This is a genomic window from Streptomyces typhae, assembly GCF_009755605.1.
GTDB lineage: Bacteria > Actinomycetota > Actinomycetes > Streptomycetales > Streptomycetaceae > Streptomyces > Streptomyces typhae.
The window spans coordinates 1-18,390 of the sequence record NZ_WPNZ01000006.1 but is presented as its reverse complement, the minus strand read 5'-3'; the positions used below and the strand labels follow the sequence as shown (position 1 = coordinate 18,390).

The window sequence follows — 18,390 nt, the reverse complement described above, 5'->3', positions numbered from 1 at the left end:
GAGCAGGAGCAGACCCGCCCGCGGAACGCGCGGCCGCATGGGCCCTCATCCTCAGGGATGAGACCCCCCGGCACCGCGGTACCACCGCCCGGCCCGGTATTCACCTCCGTGGACTCAAGGGGCGGTGCCCAGGCGTTCGTAGCGTGAGTCGTGGGCCGGAACGCGGCCTGCACCACCCGCTGCATGCCTTCCGGGAGTACTCCGTGGCAACCTTCCTCTACCGGCTGGGCCGGTTCTCCTTCCGGCGACGACGGCTCGTCCTCGTGCTCTGGATCGCGGTACTGGCCGCCGTCGGCCTCGGCGCGGCCAGTGTGTCGAGCAGTACGACGGACAGCTTCAGCATCCCCGGCACCCAGTCCCAGCAGGCGACGGACCTGCTGAAGAAGGAGTTCCCGCAGGCGTCGGCCGACGCGGCCACCGCGCAGGTCGTCTTCAAGGCGGCCGACGGACAGAAGCTGACGTCCGGCGCCGCCAAGTCCGAGATCGAGTCCCTGGTCTCCGGGCTCGGCACGGCACACCAGGTGGCACGGGTCGCCGACCCCTACGACGAGGGCGCCGTCAGCAGGGACGGCACCGTCGCCTACGCGCAGGTGACGTACAAGGTCGCGCAGGTCGACGTCACCGACCGGGCCCGCGACGACTTGGCGGACATCGCCGCGAAGGGGGAGCGCGCGGGCCTCGATGTCAGCCTGCGCGGACCTGCCGTCGCCGAGGAGACGCACCAGAGCGCGTCCGAACTGATCGGCATCCTGGTCGCCGCGGTCGTCATGGTCATCACCTTCGGCTCGCTGGTCGCGGCCGGACTGCCGCTCCTGACCGCCCTGTTCGGCGTCGGGATGGCGATCACCGGGATCACCGTCGCGACCGCCTTCATCGACCTCAGCTCCAACACCAGCACGCTCGCGCTGATGCTGGGCCTGGCCGTCGCCATCGACTACGCCCTGTTCATCGTCTCCCGGTACCGGAGCGAACTCCAGGCGGGCCGCGCCCCGGAGGAGGCCGCCGGGCGGGCGCTCGGCACCGCGGGCTCGGCAGTGGTGTTCGCCGGTATGACCGTCGTGATCGCTCTGGTCGGCCTCGGCGTCATCGGCATCAAGATCCTCACTGACATCGGGCTCGGCGCCGCGTTCGCGGTGGTCATCGCCGTACTCATCGCGCTGACGCTGCTGCCCGCCATGCTGGGCTTCGCCGGGGCGCGGGTCGCGGGCGGACGGTACAAGACGCGTCGGATGCGGGCCGTCGAGGACGGCCGCCGCGAGGCGATGGGGGTGCGCTGGGTGAAGTTCGTCCTGCGCAACCCCGTCAAGGTGCTCGGTACCGCGGTCGCCGGTCTGCTCCTGCTGGCGGCTCCGGCCCTGTCGCTCCAGCTCACCATGCCCGACGACTCCACGGCAGCGCCCGGCAGCACCCAGCGCGTCGCCTACGACACCGTCAGTGACGGCTTCGGCCCCGGCTTCAACGGCCCCCTGACGGTCGTCGTCGACGCCCGCGGCAGCGAGGCCCCCAAGGCCGCGGCGAAGGACGCGGCAGCCCTGCTCAAGGACCTGCCCGACGTCGCCTCGGTGAGCCCGGCGACCTTCAACAAGGGCGGCGACGTGGCCCTGATCCGCGCCGTCCCGGGCTCCTCGCCCAGCAGCGAGGAGACGGTCGACCTGGTGTCCACCATCCGCGACCGCAGCGCGGCCCTCCACGGCGAGACCGGCGCCGACCTCATGGTCACCGGCACCACCGCCCTCAACATCGACGTCTCCGACAAGCTGAACGCGGCCCTGATCCCCTACCTGTGCGTGGTCGTCGGCCTGGCGCTGGTCCTGCTGATGCTGGTGTTCCGCTCGCTCCTGGTCCCCGTCAAGGCCGCCGCCGGATTCCTCCTGAGCGTCCTCGCCACGCTCGGAGTCGTCGTCGCCGTCTTCCAGAAGGGCTGGTTCGCGGACGTCTTCGGTGTGGACCAGACTGCCCCGATCGTCAGCATCCTGCCGATCTTCATGGTCGGTGTGGTGTTCGGCCTCGCGATGGACTACGAGGTCTTCCTCGTGACCCGGATGCGGGAGGAGTACGTCCACGGCGCCGGACCGCGCGAAGCCGTCGTCGCCGGGTTCCGGCACGGGGCCCGGGTGGTCACCGCCGCCGCGATCATCATGATCGCCGTGTTCGCCGGGTTCGTCTTCAGCGACACCACGATGATCAAGTCGATGGGCCTGGGCCTGGCCGCCGCCGTTCTCCTGGACGCCTTCGTGGTGCGGATGACCATCGTCCCCGCGGTGATGGCCCTGCTCGGCGACCGCGCCTGGTCGCTCCCCGGTCCGCTGGACCGGCTGCTGCCGAACGTGGACGTGGAGGGCGAGAAGCTGCGCCACCTGCTCGACGACGACGCCGAGCACACGGTCCAGCTCGCCCCCGTGCCCGTCAGGAAGGGCTGAGCCGCCGCACCGTACGATCCGGAGCGGGGCCCGAGCCGCCCCGCCGCCCCACAGCACCCCTGTCGGCCCTACCCCCGGGGACCGGCAGGGGCTCCCGCGTCGAGAAGGTGTACGAGGTGTACGACGTGACCGCACCGACCGCTGCCCGGCCATCGGCACCGACGTCCTCCGGCACGCCCGAAACGCTGCTCGGCGGGGTCGAGAGACGCTCCGACGCCGCGGTCCTGCGCTGGCTCATGCGCGTCCGGCAGGCGGATCTGAGCCATCCCTGGGTCCGGCGCTGGACGATGCCGGTGATCTGCGCGCTGTTCGCCGTCCCGGCCCTGCAACAGGCCGCGGACGGCGCGAGCCCCGGCCTGCCGTGGATGCTGGTGCTGACGGCCGTCCTGTGCCTGCCGCTGCTGTGGCGGTGCCGACGGCCCATCCTGACCTTCGCCATCACCTCCGCCGCGTCCCTGGTCGTCCTCGCCCTGGACACCGCCACCGGCGCGGAGGCCGCCCGGGTGGCGGCGCTGCTCAACGTGGGCCGCAGCGCCCGCCCCGTACAGCTGGCGGTCTGTGTGGCGGTGGCCATCACGCAGACGTCCGTGGCCGCCTTCGCCCAGAACCAGAGCCACACCACCGGCATGCAGACCGCGGTGGTGGCGATCGTCCAGGCGCTCCTGGTGGCCGCGGTCGCCGCGGCGGGCGTGGTCGGCCGCGTCGTCAACGCCTACGTCGTGGCGCTGAAGGAACGCGCAGCCCGCCTGGAGGTCGAACGCGACCAGCGCGCCCGCCTCGCCGCCGCCACTGAGCGCTCCCGTGTCGCCCGCGAGATGCACGACATCCTCGGCCACACCCTCGCCGTCATCGTCGGCCTCGCGAACGGCGCCGCCGGACTGACCACCACGAAACCCGAACGCGGCGCCCAGGCCCTGCGCATCATCGCCGACAGCGGCCGGGGCGCCCTGGCCGAGCTGCGCCGTCTGCTCGCCGTCGTCGGCGACGACGAGAAGGCCACGTCCGCGGACGCCCCGCTCGCCCCGCAACCGGGTCTCGACGACCTCGACGCGCTCCTGGAACGGGTGCGCGCCGCAGGCCCCGCCGTCACCCTGCACACCGAGGGCTCCCCGGCCGGCCTGCCGCCCGGCCTCCAGCTCGCCGTCTACCGCGTTGTCCAGGAGGCGTTGACCAACACCCTCAAGTACGCGGCGCCCACCACGAGCGTGCGCATCAGGATCACCGTCGACGAGGCGGCCGTGGACCTGACGATCGAGGACACCGGACCGTCGCTCGCTCCCGGCGACGACACCGAAAGCCGCGGCCTGGTCGGCATGCGCGAACGGGCCGCGCTGTACGGAGGCGGCGTCACCGCGGGCTTCAACGACCGCGGCGGCTGGACCGTCCGCGCCCACTTCCTGCTCGCCACCGCCCCCGCACCCACGGAGAAGCGACTCGTATGACCACCGTCCTCATCGTCGACGACCAGGCCCTGCAACGGCTCGGCTTCAGCATGCTGATGGAGCAGTACGCCGACCTGAGCGTGGTCGGCGAGGCCACCCACGGCGGCGAAGCGGTCCGCATGACCGCCGAACTCCGCCCGGACGTCGTGCTCATGGACGTCCGCATGCCCGGCATGGACGGCATCGAGGCCACCCGCCGCATCGTCGGCTCCGGCGGTCGCTCACGGGTCCTCGTGCTGACCACGTTCGACCTGGACGAGTACGCGTACGAGGCGCTGCGCGCCGGTGCCAGCGGTTTCCTCCTGAAGGACGCCCTGCCCGACGAACTCGTCGGCGGGATCCGGGCGGTGGCAGCGGGGGACGCCGTCATCGCCCCCGGCCTGACCCGCAAGCTCATCGACGCCTACACCGAACGCCTGCCGGGCCGCACCCCCGACCAGGAGCGCAGGCTCTCCGCGCTCAGCGAACGCGAACGCGAGGTCCTCACCGCGATGGCCACGGGCTGGAGCAACGCCGAGATCGCCGAGGGGCTGTGCCTGGCGGAGTCCACGGTCAAGTCCCATGTGAGCCGGGTGCTGGGGAAGATCGGCGCGCGGGACCGGGTGCAGGCAGTGATTTTCGCCTATGACACGGGGCTTGTGCGGCCGGCGTGAGGGCAGTTCCGGTCCGGTCGGCGGATGAAGGGGGACCGCCGCAAGGACCGGCGCCACGGGGGCGATGATCGGGGCAGCCCGGAGGGGGCACGCCGCGGTGCGCGGCGTGCCCCCTCGGTGCCCGGGGCGGGTCAGTCCGTGAGCAGGTCCGCCACCTCCCGCGCGCGGTCCTTGACGAAGTAGTGGCCCCCGCCCTCGACGACCGCGAGGGTCACGTCGTGGGCGTAGTGCTCCCAGGCGCGGTAGCCGGTGGTGTAGTCGGCGGTGAGCGGGTCCGCGTCGCCGATCAGTACGTGCACCGGGGTGCGCAGGCGGTCGAAGGTGGTGGCGGTGTCGCGGTGGAGTCGCGCGCCCTCCAGCATGTCGTGGCGGACGACGGACAGGACGCGGTGGCGGTCGGTGCCGTCCAGGGCGCCGGAGAAGCCGCCGACGGCGTGCAGATCGGCGTACAGGCGGTCCTCCTCGACGGCCGCGAGGCGGTCGACCGCGGTGGCCGCGTCGCCCTGCGGGAACGCCGCGCCGAGTACCAGCCGCGCGGCCGGCGTGCCGCGGTCCTCCAGGGCGCGGGCGACGGCCACGGCGAGGAGCGTGCCGACGCAGTGCCCGTACAGGGTGTACTCCCCGCGCACGGTGTCGGTGATCTCCTTGGCGAGGAGTTCGACGGTCTCCGCCCAGGGCTGCAGCGGTTCGTCGGGGCGCACCGGATCGTGGCCCGGCAGTTCGACGGCCCACAGGTCCGTGTGCGCCGGGAGGTGCCCGGCCAGGGCCTGGTAGGCGGTGGCGTTGCCGCCGCCGTAGGGGACGCAGACCAGGGTGTGGCGGGGGGCGTCCGCGGCGGCCGGGCGGTCGGGGGTCAGGCGGTGCAGGAGCCGGGGCGCGCCCTGGGCCGTGTCCGTCGAGGCGAGGCGGGCGGCGAGGCGGCGCGGCGTGGGGTGCTTGAAGACCTCCACCACGCGCAGGCCGTGGCCGATGGCGCGGGCCAGCGCGACCGCCTTGAACGAGTCGCCCCCGGCGTCGAAGAAGTCGTCGTCGACACCGACCGCGTCGACGTCGGTGTCGAGGACCTCGCTCCAGGCCCGCACGACATGCAGTTCGAGGGCGCCGGCGGCCCGGTCGGCCGCGGGCGCCGAGGCGGCGCGCGCCGGTGCGGGCAGGGCCGCGCGGTCCAGCTTGCCGTTGCCGGTCAGCGGGATGGCGGCGAGCGGCACGAAGGCCGCGGGGATCATGTAGTCGGGCAGGACGGTGCGCAGCGCGGCTCGCAGCGCCGCCGGTGCGGGCAGGGCCCCGGACGCCGCCGGTACGACGTACGCCGTCAGTGCCTTCTCCCCGGCGGCGTGCACACGGGCGTCGACGCGGGCGTCGGCCACGTCGGGGCGCGCGAGCAGCGCCGCCTCGATCTCGCCGGGCTCGATGCGGAAGCCGCGGAGCTTGATCTGGTCGTCCGAGCGCCCCACGTACTCGAGGCGCCCCAGCGGGGTCCAGCGGGCCAGGTCGCCCGAGCGGTACAGCCGGCCGCCGGGCGTCCCGAACGGGTCGGCCACGAACCGCGCCGCGGTCAGACCCGGCCGGTTCAGATAGCCCCGCGACACCTGGTCGCCGCTCACGTACATCTCGCCCACGACACCGGGCGGCACGGGCCGCAGCGCGGCGTCCAGGACCCGCACCCCGAGGCCGGGCAGGCCCACACCGATCGCGCTGCCCACCGCGTCCCGCACCAGGGCGGCGTCCAGCGGGCCGTACGTGACATGCACGGTGGTCTCCGTGATGCCGTACATGTTCACCAGGCGCGGCGCGTCGTCGGCGTGCCGCCCGTACCACTCGGTGAGCCGCGGCAGGTCCAGTGCCTCGCCGCCGAACACCACGGTGCGCAGCGCGAGCCCGGACCCGAGCGCCGGGTTCTCGCGGTCGGCGCGGATGAGCTGGTGGAAGGCCGAGGGCGTCTGGTTGAGCACCGTCACCCCCTCGCGGACCAGCAGGGCGAGGAAGTCCTCCGGCGACCGGCTGACCTCGTACGGCACGGTCACGAGCCGCCCGCCGCGCAGCAGCGGCCCCCACAGCTCCCACACCGAGAAGTCGAAGGCGGGGGAGTGGAACATCGTCCAGACGTCGTCGGCGCCGAACGCGAACAGGTCCTGGGCGCGGGTCATCAGACCGATCACGTTGCGGTGGGTGACGAGGACACCCTTGGGGCGGCCCGTGGAACCCGAGGTGTGGATGACGTACGCGGCGTCGTCGGGGTGGGGCGTGCCGCCGCGCTCGGCCGGAGTCAGGTCGTGGGCGGGAAGCCCGGCGAGCGCGGCCTCCGTGGCCGGGGTGCCGAGGACGACCCGCGGCCCTTCCGGCAGCCGGTCTGCGAACCCGGCGGCGGTGACGACGAGTTCGGGGCGCGTGTCGGTGAGCGTGTACGCGATCCGGTCCGCCGGGTGACCCGGGTCGACCGGCACGTACGCGGCCCCCGACTTGAGGATCGCGAGGACGGCGACGACGAGTTCGGGCGACCGGGGCAGCGCCACGGCCACGAACCTGCCGGGTCCGGCGCCGTGCCCGCGCAGGAGCCGGGCGAGGCGGTTCGCGGACGCGTTCAGCTCCGCGTAGCCGAGGGTCCGGCCGTCGCCGGTGACGGCGGGCCGCAGCGGGTGGGCGCTCACGGTCGCCTCGAAGGCACGGTCCACGGTGAGGTCGGGCACCGGGGCGCCGGGGCCGCCCGCCCGCGCCCACCGCTCCAGGGTCCCGCGCTCCTCCGGCGCGAGGACGTCCACGGCGCCGACGCGCCGCTCGGGCCCGGCCACCAACTGCTCCACGACCCGCACGAAACGCTCCGCGAACTCTTCGGCCGTGGCCCGGTCGAAGAGGTCGGTCGCGTACTCCAGGTGTCCGAGGACGCCGTGCCCCGGCAGCGCCGCCAGGCTGAGGAACAGGTCGAACTTCGCGGTCCTGCCGCGCAGCGGCTCCAAGGCCGCCCGCAGGCCCGGCAGGGCGAAGTCCTCGCGGGCGAAGTTCTGCCAGGCGAGCACCACCTGGACCAGTGGGGCGTACGCGGTCGACCGCTCGGGGTTGAGGACCTCCACCAGGCGCTCGAAGGGCACGTCCTGGTGCTCGTACGCCGCCAGGGACTTGGCGCGCACCTGGTCGAGCAGGTCGAGGAAAGTCGGGTTGCCCGCGAGCCGGGCGCGCAGCACCCAGGTGTTGACGAAGAACCCGACCAGGTCCGCGAGGTTCTCGTCGGTGCGGTTGGCGATGGGCGAGCCGACCGCGATGTCGTCACCGGCCCCGAGCGCGTGCAGGAGGACCGTGAGCGCGGACTGGAGCACCATGGAAGAGGTGGCGCCGCGCTCGCGGGCCAGTGTCTCCACCGCTTCGGCGGTGCGCTGGTCGAGGGCGAACTCCACCACGTCGCCGCGGTGGCTCGCGACCGGCGGCCGGGGCCGGTCGGTGGGCAGGCGCAGGGGCTGCGGCAGGTCCCGCAGCTCGTCCTTCCAGTAGGCGATCTGCGCGGACAGCAGGCTGTCGGGGTCGTCCTCGCCGCCGAGCAGCTCCCGCTGCCACAGGGTGTAGTCGATGTAGCTCACGGGCAGCTCGGACCACTGCGGTGCCCGGCCGCGCAGCCGGGCCGTGTAGGCCAGGGAGACGTCCCGGGCGAGCGGCGCGAACGACTCGCCGTCCCCGGCTATGTGATGGATCATCAGGAGAAGTACGTGGTCCTGCTCGGCGAGGCGCAGCAGGCAGGCGCGGACCGGTATCTCGGACGCCAGGTCGACGGGGGCCGCCGCCGCCTCGCTCAGGGCCCGGTCGAGGTCCTGTGCGGCGACCTCGACCACGGGCAGGTCCAGGCGCAGCTCCGCGGCGTCCACGACGTGCTGGCGGGGCTCGCCCGCGGCGTCCTCGGGGAACAGCGTGCGCAGGCTCTCGTGGCGGACGACCACGTCCCGCAGCGCCGCGGCGAGCACCGGCACGTCCAGCGTGCCGGTCAGGCGCAGCGGGAACGGCGCGTGGTACGTGGCAGACTCGTCCTCGAACTTGTCCAGGAACCACAGGCGGCGCTGCGCGAACGACAGCGGCACGGCCTCGGGGCGCACGGTCGCGCGCCGCAGCGGCAGCCGGGTCACGGAGTCCGTGGGCAACTGCTCGGCCATGGCGAGGACCGTGGGCGCGGCGAACACGGTCCGCAGCGGCACCTCCACCCCGAGGACCGCGCGGATCCTGCTGACGAGGCGGGTCGCGAGGAGCGAGTGGCCGCCGAGGGCGAAGAAGTCGTCGTCGACGCCGACCCGGTCCAGGCCGAGCACCTCGGCGAACAGGCCGCACAGCAGCTCTTCCCGCGGCGTGCGCGGCGCCCGGCCCGTCGCCGCCGGGGCGAAGTCCGGTACGGGCAGCGCCCGCCGGTCCAGCTTCCCGTTCGGCGTCAGCGGCACCTCGGCCACGGCCACGACGGCCGCGGGCACCATGTGCGCGGGAAGCCGCTCGCCGAGGTGCCCGCGCAGCGAGCCCACCAGAGCGCCGATGCGGGGGGCGGCGGAGGGGTCGGTGACCCGGGCGGCGCTCGGGCCCGAGCCCGGCAGGGGGAGGGGAGCCATGACCCGGCCCGGGGCCTGCGCGCCGTGCAGCGGTACGGCGTCCTTCCCGTGCGTCAGCACGGCGTCGAAGCACTCCACCCCCGCCCGGGAGAAGGAGGGCTCCGCGGTCAGGCCCTGTCCGGTCGCCCACGCCCACAGGTCGTGCGGGTCCAGGGCCGTGCCGCCGGTCACCGGGGCGTCGCCCAGGCCCAGTTGGGCGGCCGTCGCCGCCTCGGCGGTCAGCCGTGCGTTCGGGATGCCGGTGACACGGAACGGACCCGTGTCCTGCCGGGCCCGGCACAGCTCCGCCAGCTCGGCGAGGTCACCGGCGTCGCGGCCCCAGACCACCTCGTCGAGCCGCTCCGGGTCGAGCGCGGCCGCGGGCGGAGCCGGGTGCAGGACGACGTCGTAGCGGTGCCGGGTGAGTTCGTTGTGGACACGGCCCGCCTTGATCCGCACGTTCACCCCGGCGACGCCGTTGCGCGCGGCCCAGTCGGTGAACCACTCCGGGGCGAGGGCCAGTTCCGGCTCCAGGAGCAGCGCGCGGGCCACGGCGTTGCGGGCCGCCTGCGGGGTGTCCTCGGGGCGCTGCGCGCGCTGCACACCGGAGTGGAACAGGTGCAGGGTGGCGGCGTTGCGCACGTCACCGACGAGGATCCGGCCGCCCGGGGCGAGGAGCGGCAGCGCCCGGGTGAGGACGCGGTCCAGATAGCCGGCGTCGGGGAAGTACTGCGCCACCGAGTTCAGGACGACGAGGTCGAAGTGGCCGTGCGGCAGCCCCGACACGTCGTCCGCGGCCTGGTGGCGCAGCGTGGCCACGTCCGCGTACCCGGCCTCGGCGACCTCCCCGCCGAGGCGTTCCACGACCTCCGCCGACAGGTCGGTGCCCCAGTACTCCGTCACCCGGCCGACGAGCCGCGCCATCAGCAGTCCCGTGCCGACGCCGAGTTCCAGCACCCGGGACGGCCGCTCGGCGGCGATCCGCGCCACCGTCGCGTCCCGCCACTCCCGCATCTCCGCCGGCGGGACGGGGCGGCCGGTGTAGCTGGAGTCCCACCCGGTGAAGTCCTCCCCCCACGGGGCGCGCGCGTCGGCGTACACCCGGTCGTAGATCCGCGCCCAGCCCTCGACCTGCTGCTCCGCGGCCACGGCTGCGGGCAGATCGGTGCCCGGCACCACATAGCCGACCAGGCGGCGCTCACCGGTGCGGTCCTCGACGAACGACACCACGGCCTGGGCGACGCCCGGGTGGGCGTCGAGGGCGGCCTCGATCTCACCGGGCTCGACACGGAATCCACCGATCTTGAGCTGGGCGTCGGCGCGCCCCAGGAAGGCGATCTCGCCCGTGCCCGCGTCCGTCTCCGTCCACGCCGCGATGTCCCCCGTCCGGTACATGCGCTCGCCCGGCTCCCCGAACGGGCAGGCCACGAAGCGTTCCGCCGTCAGCGCGAAGCGGCCCAGATAGCCGCGGGCGAGGCCGTTGCCCGCCACGTACAGCTCCCCGGGCACGCCCGGCGGCACGGGCCGCAGGGCGGAGTCGAGGATGTAGGTCCGCATGCCGTCCATCGGCCGGCCGATCGGAACCGGGTCCTGCACCGGCAGGACGGGCGGGACGACGTGGTACACGCCCGCCGTGGTGATCTCGGTGGGTCCGTAGCCGTTCACGACGGACACCCCGGGGCAGGCCCTGAGGACCTGCTCGACCTCGGCCACGGGGACCACGTCGCCGCCGACCCACACGTCCAGGAGCCCGGCGAACGCCGTGGGGTCCTCGTGCACGACCACCTTGAACAGGCCCGCCGCCACGCACACCGCGGTCACGCCGTGCGCGGCGACGAGTCCCGCGAGACCGCGCGCGTCCAGGCGGCCCTGCGGCGCGACCACGACCGTGCCGCCGTGCAGCAGCGGGGTCCACAGCTCATAGGTCGAGGGGTCGAAGGACTGCGGGGAGTGCAGCAGGATCCGCCGGTGCGCGGGGCCCGCGTGCCGCCGGTCGAGGGCCAGGCCCGCGACGGCGCGGTGGGTGCAGCCGACGCCCTTGGGCACCCCCGTGGAGCCGGACGTGTACATCACGTAGGCCAGTTCGTCCGGGTGCCGCTCGCGTACGGGGGCCCGGTCCGCGGCCAGGTCGATCTCCCGGGCGGTGTCCGGGTCGTCGAGGAGCAGGTACGGGCAGCCGCTCCGCGGGAGCCGGGCCGCGAACTCCGTGTCGGTGAGGACCAGGACGGGAGCGGAGTCGCGCAGCATGAACTCCAGGCGCTCGGCCGGGTAGTCCGGGTCGAGCGGCACGTACGCGCCGCCCGCCTTGAGGATCGCCAGCTGGGCCACGACCAGGTCCGCCGACCGGGGCAGGGCGAGGCCCACGAGCGTGTCGCGGGCGACGCCGCGCCCGGCGACGACCCGCGCGAGCCGGTTGGCCCGCGTTTCGAGGTCCCGGTAGGTGAGCCGCTGTTCCCCGAAGACCACGGCGGGCGCGTCGGGTGCCGCGGCGGCCTGCTCGGCGAACAGCACGTCGAGGGTGCGGTCGGGCAGCGGCACGGCGGAGTCGTTCCAGTCGGTCAGCACGCGTGCCCGCAGGGCGTCGGGAAGGACGGCGACACCGCCCACCGGCACGTCGGGGTCGACGGCCAACTGGTGCAGGATCCGCGCGTACGCGGCCGCGATGTCCGTGACCCGGTCGCGCGGGAAGAGGTGGTGCTGGTACTGGATCACCGCCTTGAGGTGCGGCTCGGCCATCGCGAGGACGCCCATCGGGTAGTGGGTGCCGCTGAGCGGGCTGATCCCGGTGATGCGCACGCCCGCCGCGTCGGTCGCCTCGCCGATGCCCGCGCCGTCGATCGGGTACGACTCCAGGCCCACCATCGTGTCGAAGAGGGTGCTCAGGCCGAGGGCCTGCTGGATGTCGAGCAGCCCGTGGTGATGGTGGTCGAGGAGCGCGGCCTGCCGTTCCTGCAACTCCGTGAGGACCTCCCGCAGGGTCCGTCCGGGCGCGCAGCGGACCCGGACCGGCAGGGCGTTGATGAACAGGCCGACCATGGCGTCCACGCCCGGGAGCTGCGGCGGCCTGCCGGACACGGTCGTGCCGAACACGACGTCCGCACGCCCGGTGAGACCCGCGAGGAGCACCGCCCACGCGCCCTGCAGCAGGGTGCTCGGGGTCACCCCCCACTCCGCCGCCGACCGCGCGAGGGCACGTGCCGTCCGGGGCGGCAGCGGTACGTCGACGAGGCCGGTGCCGTCGCTGTGCCCGTCCACCGGCGTGCCCGGAGCGAGCAGCGTGGGCTCTTCGACCCCGGCCAGCTCGGCGGCCCAGGCCCGCGCGGCCGCGTCCTGGTCCTGCCGCGCCAGCCAGGCCAGGAAGTCGCGGTACCCCGTGGTGCCCGCCAGAGCTGCCCCGTCGCCCTCCGCCGCGTACAGTAGCGGCAGTTCCCGCATCAGGACCGGCAGCGACCAGCCGTCGATCAGTACGTGGTGCACCGCGAGGACGAGGTCCCAGCGGTCCGCGGCCAGCTTCACCAGGGAGAGCCGCAGCAGCGGCGGCGCGGCCGGGTCGAAGTAGGCGCGGCTGTCGGCGGCAAGGAAGCGCCGCAGTTCCTCGTCGCGCTCCTGGTCGCCCAGCGCGCTGAGGTCCAGGAGGTGCCAGGGCAACGCGACCCGCTGGGACACCAGCTGCCGCCATCCGCCCGCCGGGTCCTGCGCGAACGCCACCGTCAGGTTCGGGTGCCGGTCGAGCAGCGCCTGCCCGGCCGTACGCATGCGCTCCGGGTCGACCGTCCCGGACAGGTGGAGGACGAGCTGCATGTGGTAGGCGTCCACCGGGGCGCCGTCACCGCCAGGGCCGCTGCCGGCGGACCGCGGACCGCCCGCGTGGCCCGGGGCGCCGTCGGAACGGGCACCGGCGCCCGCGGACACCCCGGTGAGCATGCTGTGGAACAGCAGACCGGACTGCATCGGCGTGAGCGGCCACACGTCCGTGAGACCGGGGTACCTGCGCTGCCACAGGTCCAGTTCGGTCTGGTCGATGTCGACCAGGGGCGTGTCGGAGGGGGTCAGGGAGCCCGCGCCGGGCTGCTCCGCGTGCCGGGCGAGCGCTTCCAGGGCGGTGCGCCACGCCTGCGCGAGCTCTTCCACGTCGGCGCCGGGGAGCAGCTGGTCGGGGTGGCTGAGGCGGGCGCCGAGGCGGGGTCCGTCGGCGGCGTCGGTGACGTACGCGTTGATGTCCAGGGTCGCCAGGGCGGGCATGCCCGCGTCCGGCTCGGGGACGAGGGCCTCGGTGCCCTCGGCGAAGGTGAAGCCGAGGCCGCGCAGGTGCTCGGGCATGTTGCCGGACGCCGCGTAGTGACCCAGGTAGTTGAAGGAGATCTGCCCGGCGGAGTGCCGGGCGAGTACGTCAGCGGTGCCGGGGTTGAGGTGGCGGAGCATGCCGTAGCCGACGCCCTTGTCGGGGACGGCGACGAGCTGTTCCTTGACGGCCCGCACGGCAGCTCCGGCGGCGGCGCCGCCCGCGAGGGCGTCCTCCACGTCGACCCCGCTCACGTCGAGCCGTACGGGGAACACGCTGGTGAACCAGCCCACCGTGCGGGACAGGTCCGCGCCCGGCGCTGCGGCCTCCTCCCGGCCGTGGCCCTCGACGCGCATCAGCAGCGTGCTCTCGTCGGTGCCGCGGCGGGCCCGCCACCGGCCCACGGCGAGGGCGAGCGCGGTCAGGAGCCCGTCGTTGACGCCGCAGCGGAAGGCGCCGGGCAGCGTGGTGAGCAGGGTCCGGGTCAGGGACGCGGGCAGTTCCAGGTGCACGTGCCGGACGGTGGCCGCCACGTCGACGGCCGGGTCGAACGGGCGCGGGCCGAGGTCCGGGTCGGGCCCGGCGAGGATCCCGCGCCACAGCGCGAGTTCCCCGGTGCGGCGCTCGGACGCCGCCTCCCGCGTCAGGGCGTGGGCCCAGCGGCGCGCGGACGTGGCCACCTCGGCGAGGCGCGGGGCGTGGCCCTCGCGGACCTGCTCCCAGGCGGCGGCGAGGTCGGGCAGGAGGATGCGCCAGGAGACGCCGTCGACCACCAGGTGGTGCAGGACGACGATCAGACGACCCGCGGCGCCCGGCCCCGCGTCGCACCACACGAACTGCGCCATCACCCCGGCGGCCGGGTCCAGGCGGCCCGCCGCGGCGTCGAGTTCGGCCTGGGCGACACCGTGCCACGCCTCGTCCCAGCGGCCGTCGCACGGCACCCGCCGGATCAGGCCCGCCGGGTCGACCGCGCCGGCCGGCGCCACGTCGAGACCGGGTGCGGCCCCGGTCACCAGGGTCGAGCGGAGCACGTCGTGCCGGTCGAACACCGCGGTCAGCGTCGCGGTCAGGCCGGCCGCGTCGATGCCGGCGGGCAGGTCCACCACCGTGGACATCGCGAACCGGTCGTAGCCGCCGAGGGCCGTCACGAACCGGGCCGCGGGCAGCAGCGGCATGAAGCCGACACCGCCGGTCGCGTCCTCGGTGAGGAGCGCGTCCTCGCGTCCGGCCGTCGCGACCTCCGCGAGGCGGGCCACGGTGCGCTGCTCGAAGATCTGCCGGGGAGTGACCTCGACGCCGTGCGCGCGGGCGCGGGAGACGACCTGGATGGACCGGATGCTGTCGCCGCCGACGACGAAGAAGTCGTCGTCCACACCGACCCGGTCCGCGCCGAGCACCTCGGAGTAGACCGCGGCCAGCGCCTCCTCCACGGCCGTCCGCGGCGCACGGTAGGCGCCCCCGCCGAACTCCGGCTCCGGCAGGGCCCGGTGGTCCACCTTGCCGTTCGGTGTCAGCGGCAGCCGGTCGATGAGGACGAACGCCGCGGGCACCATGAACTCCGGCAGCTTCCCCGCGAGGAACTTCCGCAGCTCACGCGCCGACACCGCGCCCGTGAGGTCCATGTCGAAATCGGCGAGGCTGTCGGCGCCGTCGCGCACGCCCAGGTCCACCGGCACCACGTGCGCCACGAGCCGCCGCTCCCCGGCCTCCGTCCCGCGCGCGGTCACCACGGCCTGGGCGACGCCCGGGTGGCCGGTCAGGGCGGCCTCCACCTCGCCCGGCTCGACGCGGTAGCCGCGGATCTTGATCTGGGAGTCGGCGCGGCCGTGGAAGAGGAGCCGCCCGTCGTGCGTGCGCACGACGACGTCACCGGTGCGGTACATGCGCTCGCCAAAGCCGCCGAACGGGCAGGCGACGAACCGCTCGGAGGTCAGGGCGTGCCGCGTCGGATAGCCCCGGGCGAGCTTGTCACCGGCGATGTACAGCTCGCCGGGCACGCCGGACGGCACCGGCCGCAGCGCCTCGTCCAGGACGTACAGACGGGTGTTGTCCAGGGGCCCGCCCATCGGTACCACCGCTTCGACGTCGGCGGGCGACGCCATGGTGTGGGCGGACGCGGCCACCGTCGCCTCGGTCGGACCGTACCCGTTCACGACGACGATGCCGGGGCAGGCCTCCATGATCCGCTCCACGGACTCCGGGGACACGACGTCGCCGCCCGACCACACCTCGCGGACACCGGCGAACGCGGCGGGCATCTCGTCGGCGACCACCCGGAACAGGCCCGCGGCCATGACGACGGACGTCACCCGGTGCTCGGCGACGACCCGGGCGAGGGCGGCCGGGTCGGGGCGACCGGCCGGGCCGACCACGAGCGCCCCGCCGCGCAGCAGCGCCACCCACAGTTCCATGGTGCTCGCGTCGAAGGCCTGGGCCGAGTGCAGCAGGACGCGTTCGTGGGCGTCGCCGTCGAAGCGGCGGTCGAGGGCCAGGCCCACCACGCCCCGTTGGGTCACCCCGACGCCCTTGGGCAGCCCGGTCGACCCGGACGTGTACATCACGTACGCGAGTTGCTGCGGGTCACCCGCACGGACGGCGTCCGGTGCCGGGGCCGAGGCCCGCGCGATCTCCCGGGCGGTGTCCGGATCGTCGAGCACCAGCAGCGGGCAGTCGTGCTGCGGCAGTTCCGCGGCGCCCGCCGTGTCGGTGAGGATCAGCACGGGTCGCGTGGCGCACAGCATGAACGTGAGCCGCTCGGCCGGGTAGCCGGTGTCGACGGGCAGATAGGCGCCGCCCGCCTTGAGGACGGCGAGGAGCGCCACGACCTGCTGCGCGGAGCGCGGCAGCGCGAGACCCACGACGGACTCCCGGCCCACGCCGTGCGCGGCGAGCACCCGGGCGAGCCGGTCGGCGCGGGCGTCGAGGTCCGCGTAGGTCAGGACGTTCGCACCCTCGTGCACGGCGACGGCGGCCGGCTGTTCGGCGGCCCGCAGCGCGAACACTTCGGCGACGGTCAGCGCGGGCAGCTCCGTCCGGGTGGCGTTCCCCTCGGTGTGCAGCCGCTCCCGTTCGGCCCGGTCGAGGAGGTCCACGGTGTTCACCGGGGCCTCCGGCGCGGCCACCAGCCGGCGCAGGGCCCGGACGAAGCGCTCCGCGAGCCGCTCCACCGACACCCGGTCGAAGAGGTCGGTGGCGTACTCGATCAGCCCCTGGCCCTCGGTCCCGTGCGTGCCCTCGGCCTCCGCGAGGTGCAGCGACAGGTCGAACCGCGACGTTCCCGTCCTGGCCCAGAACTGCTCGACGCGCTCGATGCCGGGCAGGTCGAGCACGGCAGGGTCGGTGTTCTGCCAGCCGAGCACGGTCTGGAACAGCGGATGGTACGCGCCGGAACGCTCCGGGTTGAGGAGTTCCACCAGGCGCTCGAAGGGGACGTCCTGGTGGTCGTACGCGGCCAGGGCCTTCTCCTGGACCTGCGTGAGGAGCTCGGTGAAGCTGTGCCGTCCGCCGACCCGGGCCCGCAGCACCCAGGTGTTGACGAAGAACCCGATCATGCCGTCCGCGGCGGCGTCCGTGCGGCCCGCTGTGGGCGTACCTATCGGAATGTCGTCGCCGCCGCCCGACCGGTGCAGGAGCACGGCCAGAGCCGCCTGGAGCACCATGGAGACGGTCATGTGATGGCGCCGCGCCAACTCCGCCACCGCTGCGAGCAGTTCGGTGTCGAGTGTGAACTCCACGACGTGGCCGCGGTGACTGGCGCGTGCGGGACGGGGCCGGTCGGTGGGCAGCGGCAGCGGCTGCGGCACCCCGGCCAGCTCCTGCTGCCAGTACGCGGCCTGCCGCGCGAGCAGGCTGTCGGGGTCCTCCGGGTCACCCAGTACGTCCCGCTGCCACAGCGCGTAGTCGGCGTACTGGAGGGGCAGTTCGGGAAAGCGCGGCTCGTGGCCGCCGGCCCGGGCCGCGTACGCGGTGGACAGGTCCTGGAACAGCGGCGCGAGCGACTGCCCGTCGGCGGCGATGTGGTGGATCACGAGGCAGAGGACGTGCTCGTCGGGGGCGACGCGCAGGACCGCCGCGCGCACGGGGACGTCCGCGGCCAGGTCGAACTCGTGCCGGGCGAGCCGCGTGACCTCGTCGTCGCCCGCGGCCGCGGACAGCTCCCCTACGGACACCTCCAGTCGCGCACGGGCCTGCGTGACGTCCAGGACCTGCTGGTAAGGGGTGCCGTCCGGTTCCTGCCGGTAGACCGTGCGCAGGATCTCGTGCCGGGCCACCACGTCCGCGACGGCCGCGGCCAGGGCGTCGGCGTCGAGCGTGCCGTGCAGCCGCAGGGCCACCGGGATGTTGTACGTCGCCGACGGGCCCTCGAAGTGGTCGATGAACCACAGCCGGTGCTGGCCGTACGACAGCGGCACCCGCTCCGGGCGTTCGGCGCGGCGCCGCAGCGCGGTCCGCTCGGTCCCGCCCGTGCGTACGTGCGCGGCCAGGCGCGCCACCGTGGGGTGGTCGAAGACCGCGCGGATCGGGACCTCGGCGCCGAGCGCGGTACGGATCCGCCCCGTGAGGCGCATCGCCAGGAGCGACTGCCCGCCCAGGTCGAAGAAGTCGTCGTCGACGCCGACCTCGGGCACGCCGAGCACCTCGGCGAACAGGGCGGCCAGCTCCGCCTCCTGGGGCGTTCCGGGCGCGCGGAAGGGCGTGGTGGTGGTGCGGTCGGGGGCGGGCAGGGCCTTGCGGTCGAGCTTGCCGTGGGGGGACAGGGGCAGCCGGTCGAGCGTCACATAGGCGCTGGGGATCATGTACTCCGGCAGCTGTCCCGCCAGGTGGGCGCGCAGCCGGTCGGGGTCGGGCCGGGTCGCGTCGTCGGCGGGGACGACGTAGGCGACGAGGTGGTCCGTGCCGTGGATGTCGTGTGCGAGGACGGCGGCTTGGGTGAGGTGGGGGTGGGTGGTGAGGGCGGTCTCGATCTCGGCGGGTTCGATGCGGTAGCCGCGGATCTTGGTCTGGGTGTCGGTGCGGCCGAGGTAGTGGAGGTGTCCTTCG

4 protein-coding genes are annotated in these 18,390 nt (G+C 74.4%); 3 read left to right on the top strand and 1 reads right to left on the bottom strand.

Annotated elements, in window-relative coordinates; all coding sequences use genetic code 11:
* The first annotated feature begins 203 nt into the window (after positions 1-203).
* The 3 genes from GPA10_RS12280 to GPA10_RS12270 all read left to right on the top strand — a co-directional run bounded on the left by GPA10_RS12280 (position 204) and on the right by GPA10_RS12270 (position 4,515).
* Positions 204-2,420 carry an MMPL family transporter gene (locus GPA10_RS12280; protein ID WP_343040717.1) on the top strand — a complete coding sequence of 739 codons (2,217 nt, stop codon included), beginning with the start codon at positions 204-206 and terminating at the stop codon, positions 2,418-2,420.
* 125 nt (positions 2,421-2,545) lie between these two features.
* Positions 2,546-3,862 (top strand): sensor histidine kinase, encoded by a 1,317-nt coding sequence (locus GPA10_RS12275; RefSeq protein WP_343040716.1) that lies wholly within the window; start codon positions 2,546-2,548, stop codon positions 3,860-3,862.
* Positions 3,859-4,515: a response regulator gene (locus GPA10_RS12270; protein ID WP_058847860.1), complete on the top strand. Its 657-nt coding sequence runs from the start codon at positions 3,859-3,861 to the stop codon at positions 4,513-4,515. Before GPA10_RS12275 ends, GPA10_RS12270 begins: the two co-directional genes overlap by 4 nt.
* Positions 4,516-4,646: 131 nt before the next feature.
* Here the strand turns inward: GPA10_RS12270 and GPA10_RS12265 are convergent.
* A partial coding sequence (locus tag GPA10_RS12265; RefSeq protein ID WP_157165564.1) for a non-ribosomal peptide synthetase occupies positions 4,647-18,390 on the bottom strand: 13,744 nt, incomplete at its 5' end.

Excerpts from the sequence above, each read along its gene's own strand:
- GPA10_RS12270 (WP_058847860.1), top strand. The coding sequence starts at position 3,859 with ATGACCACCGTCCTCATCGTCGACGACCAGGCCCTGCAACGGCTCGGC.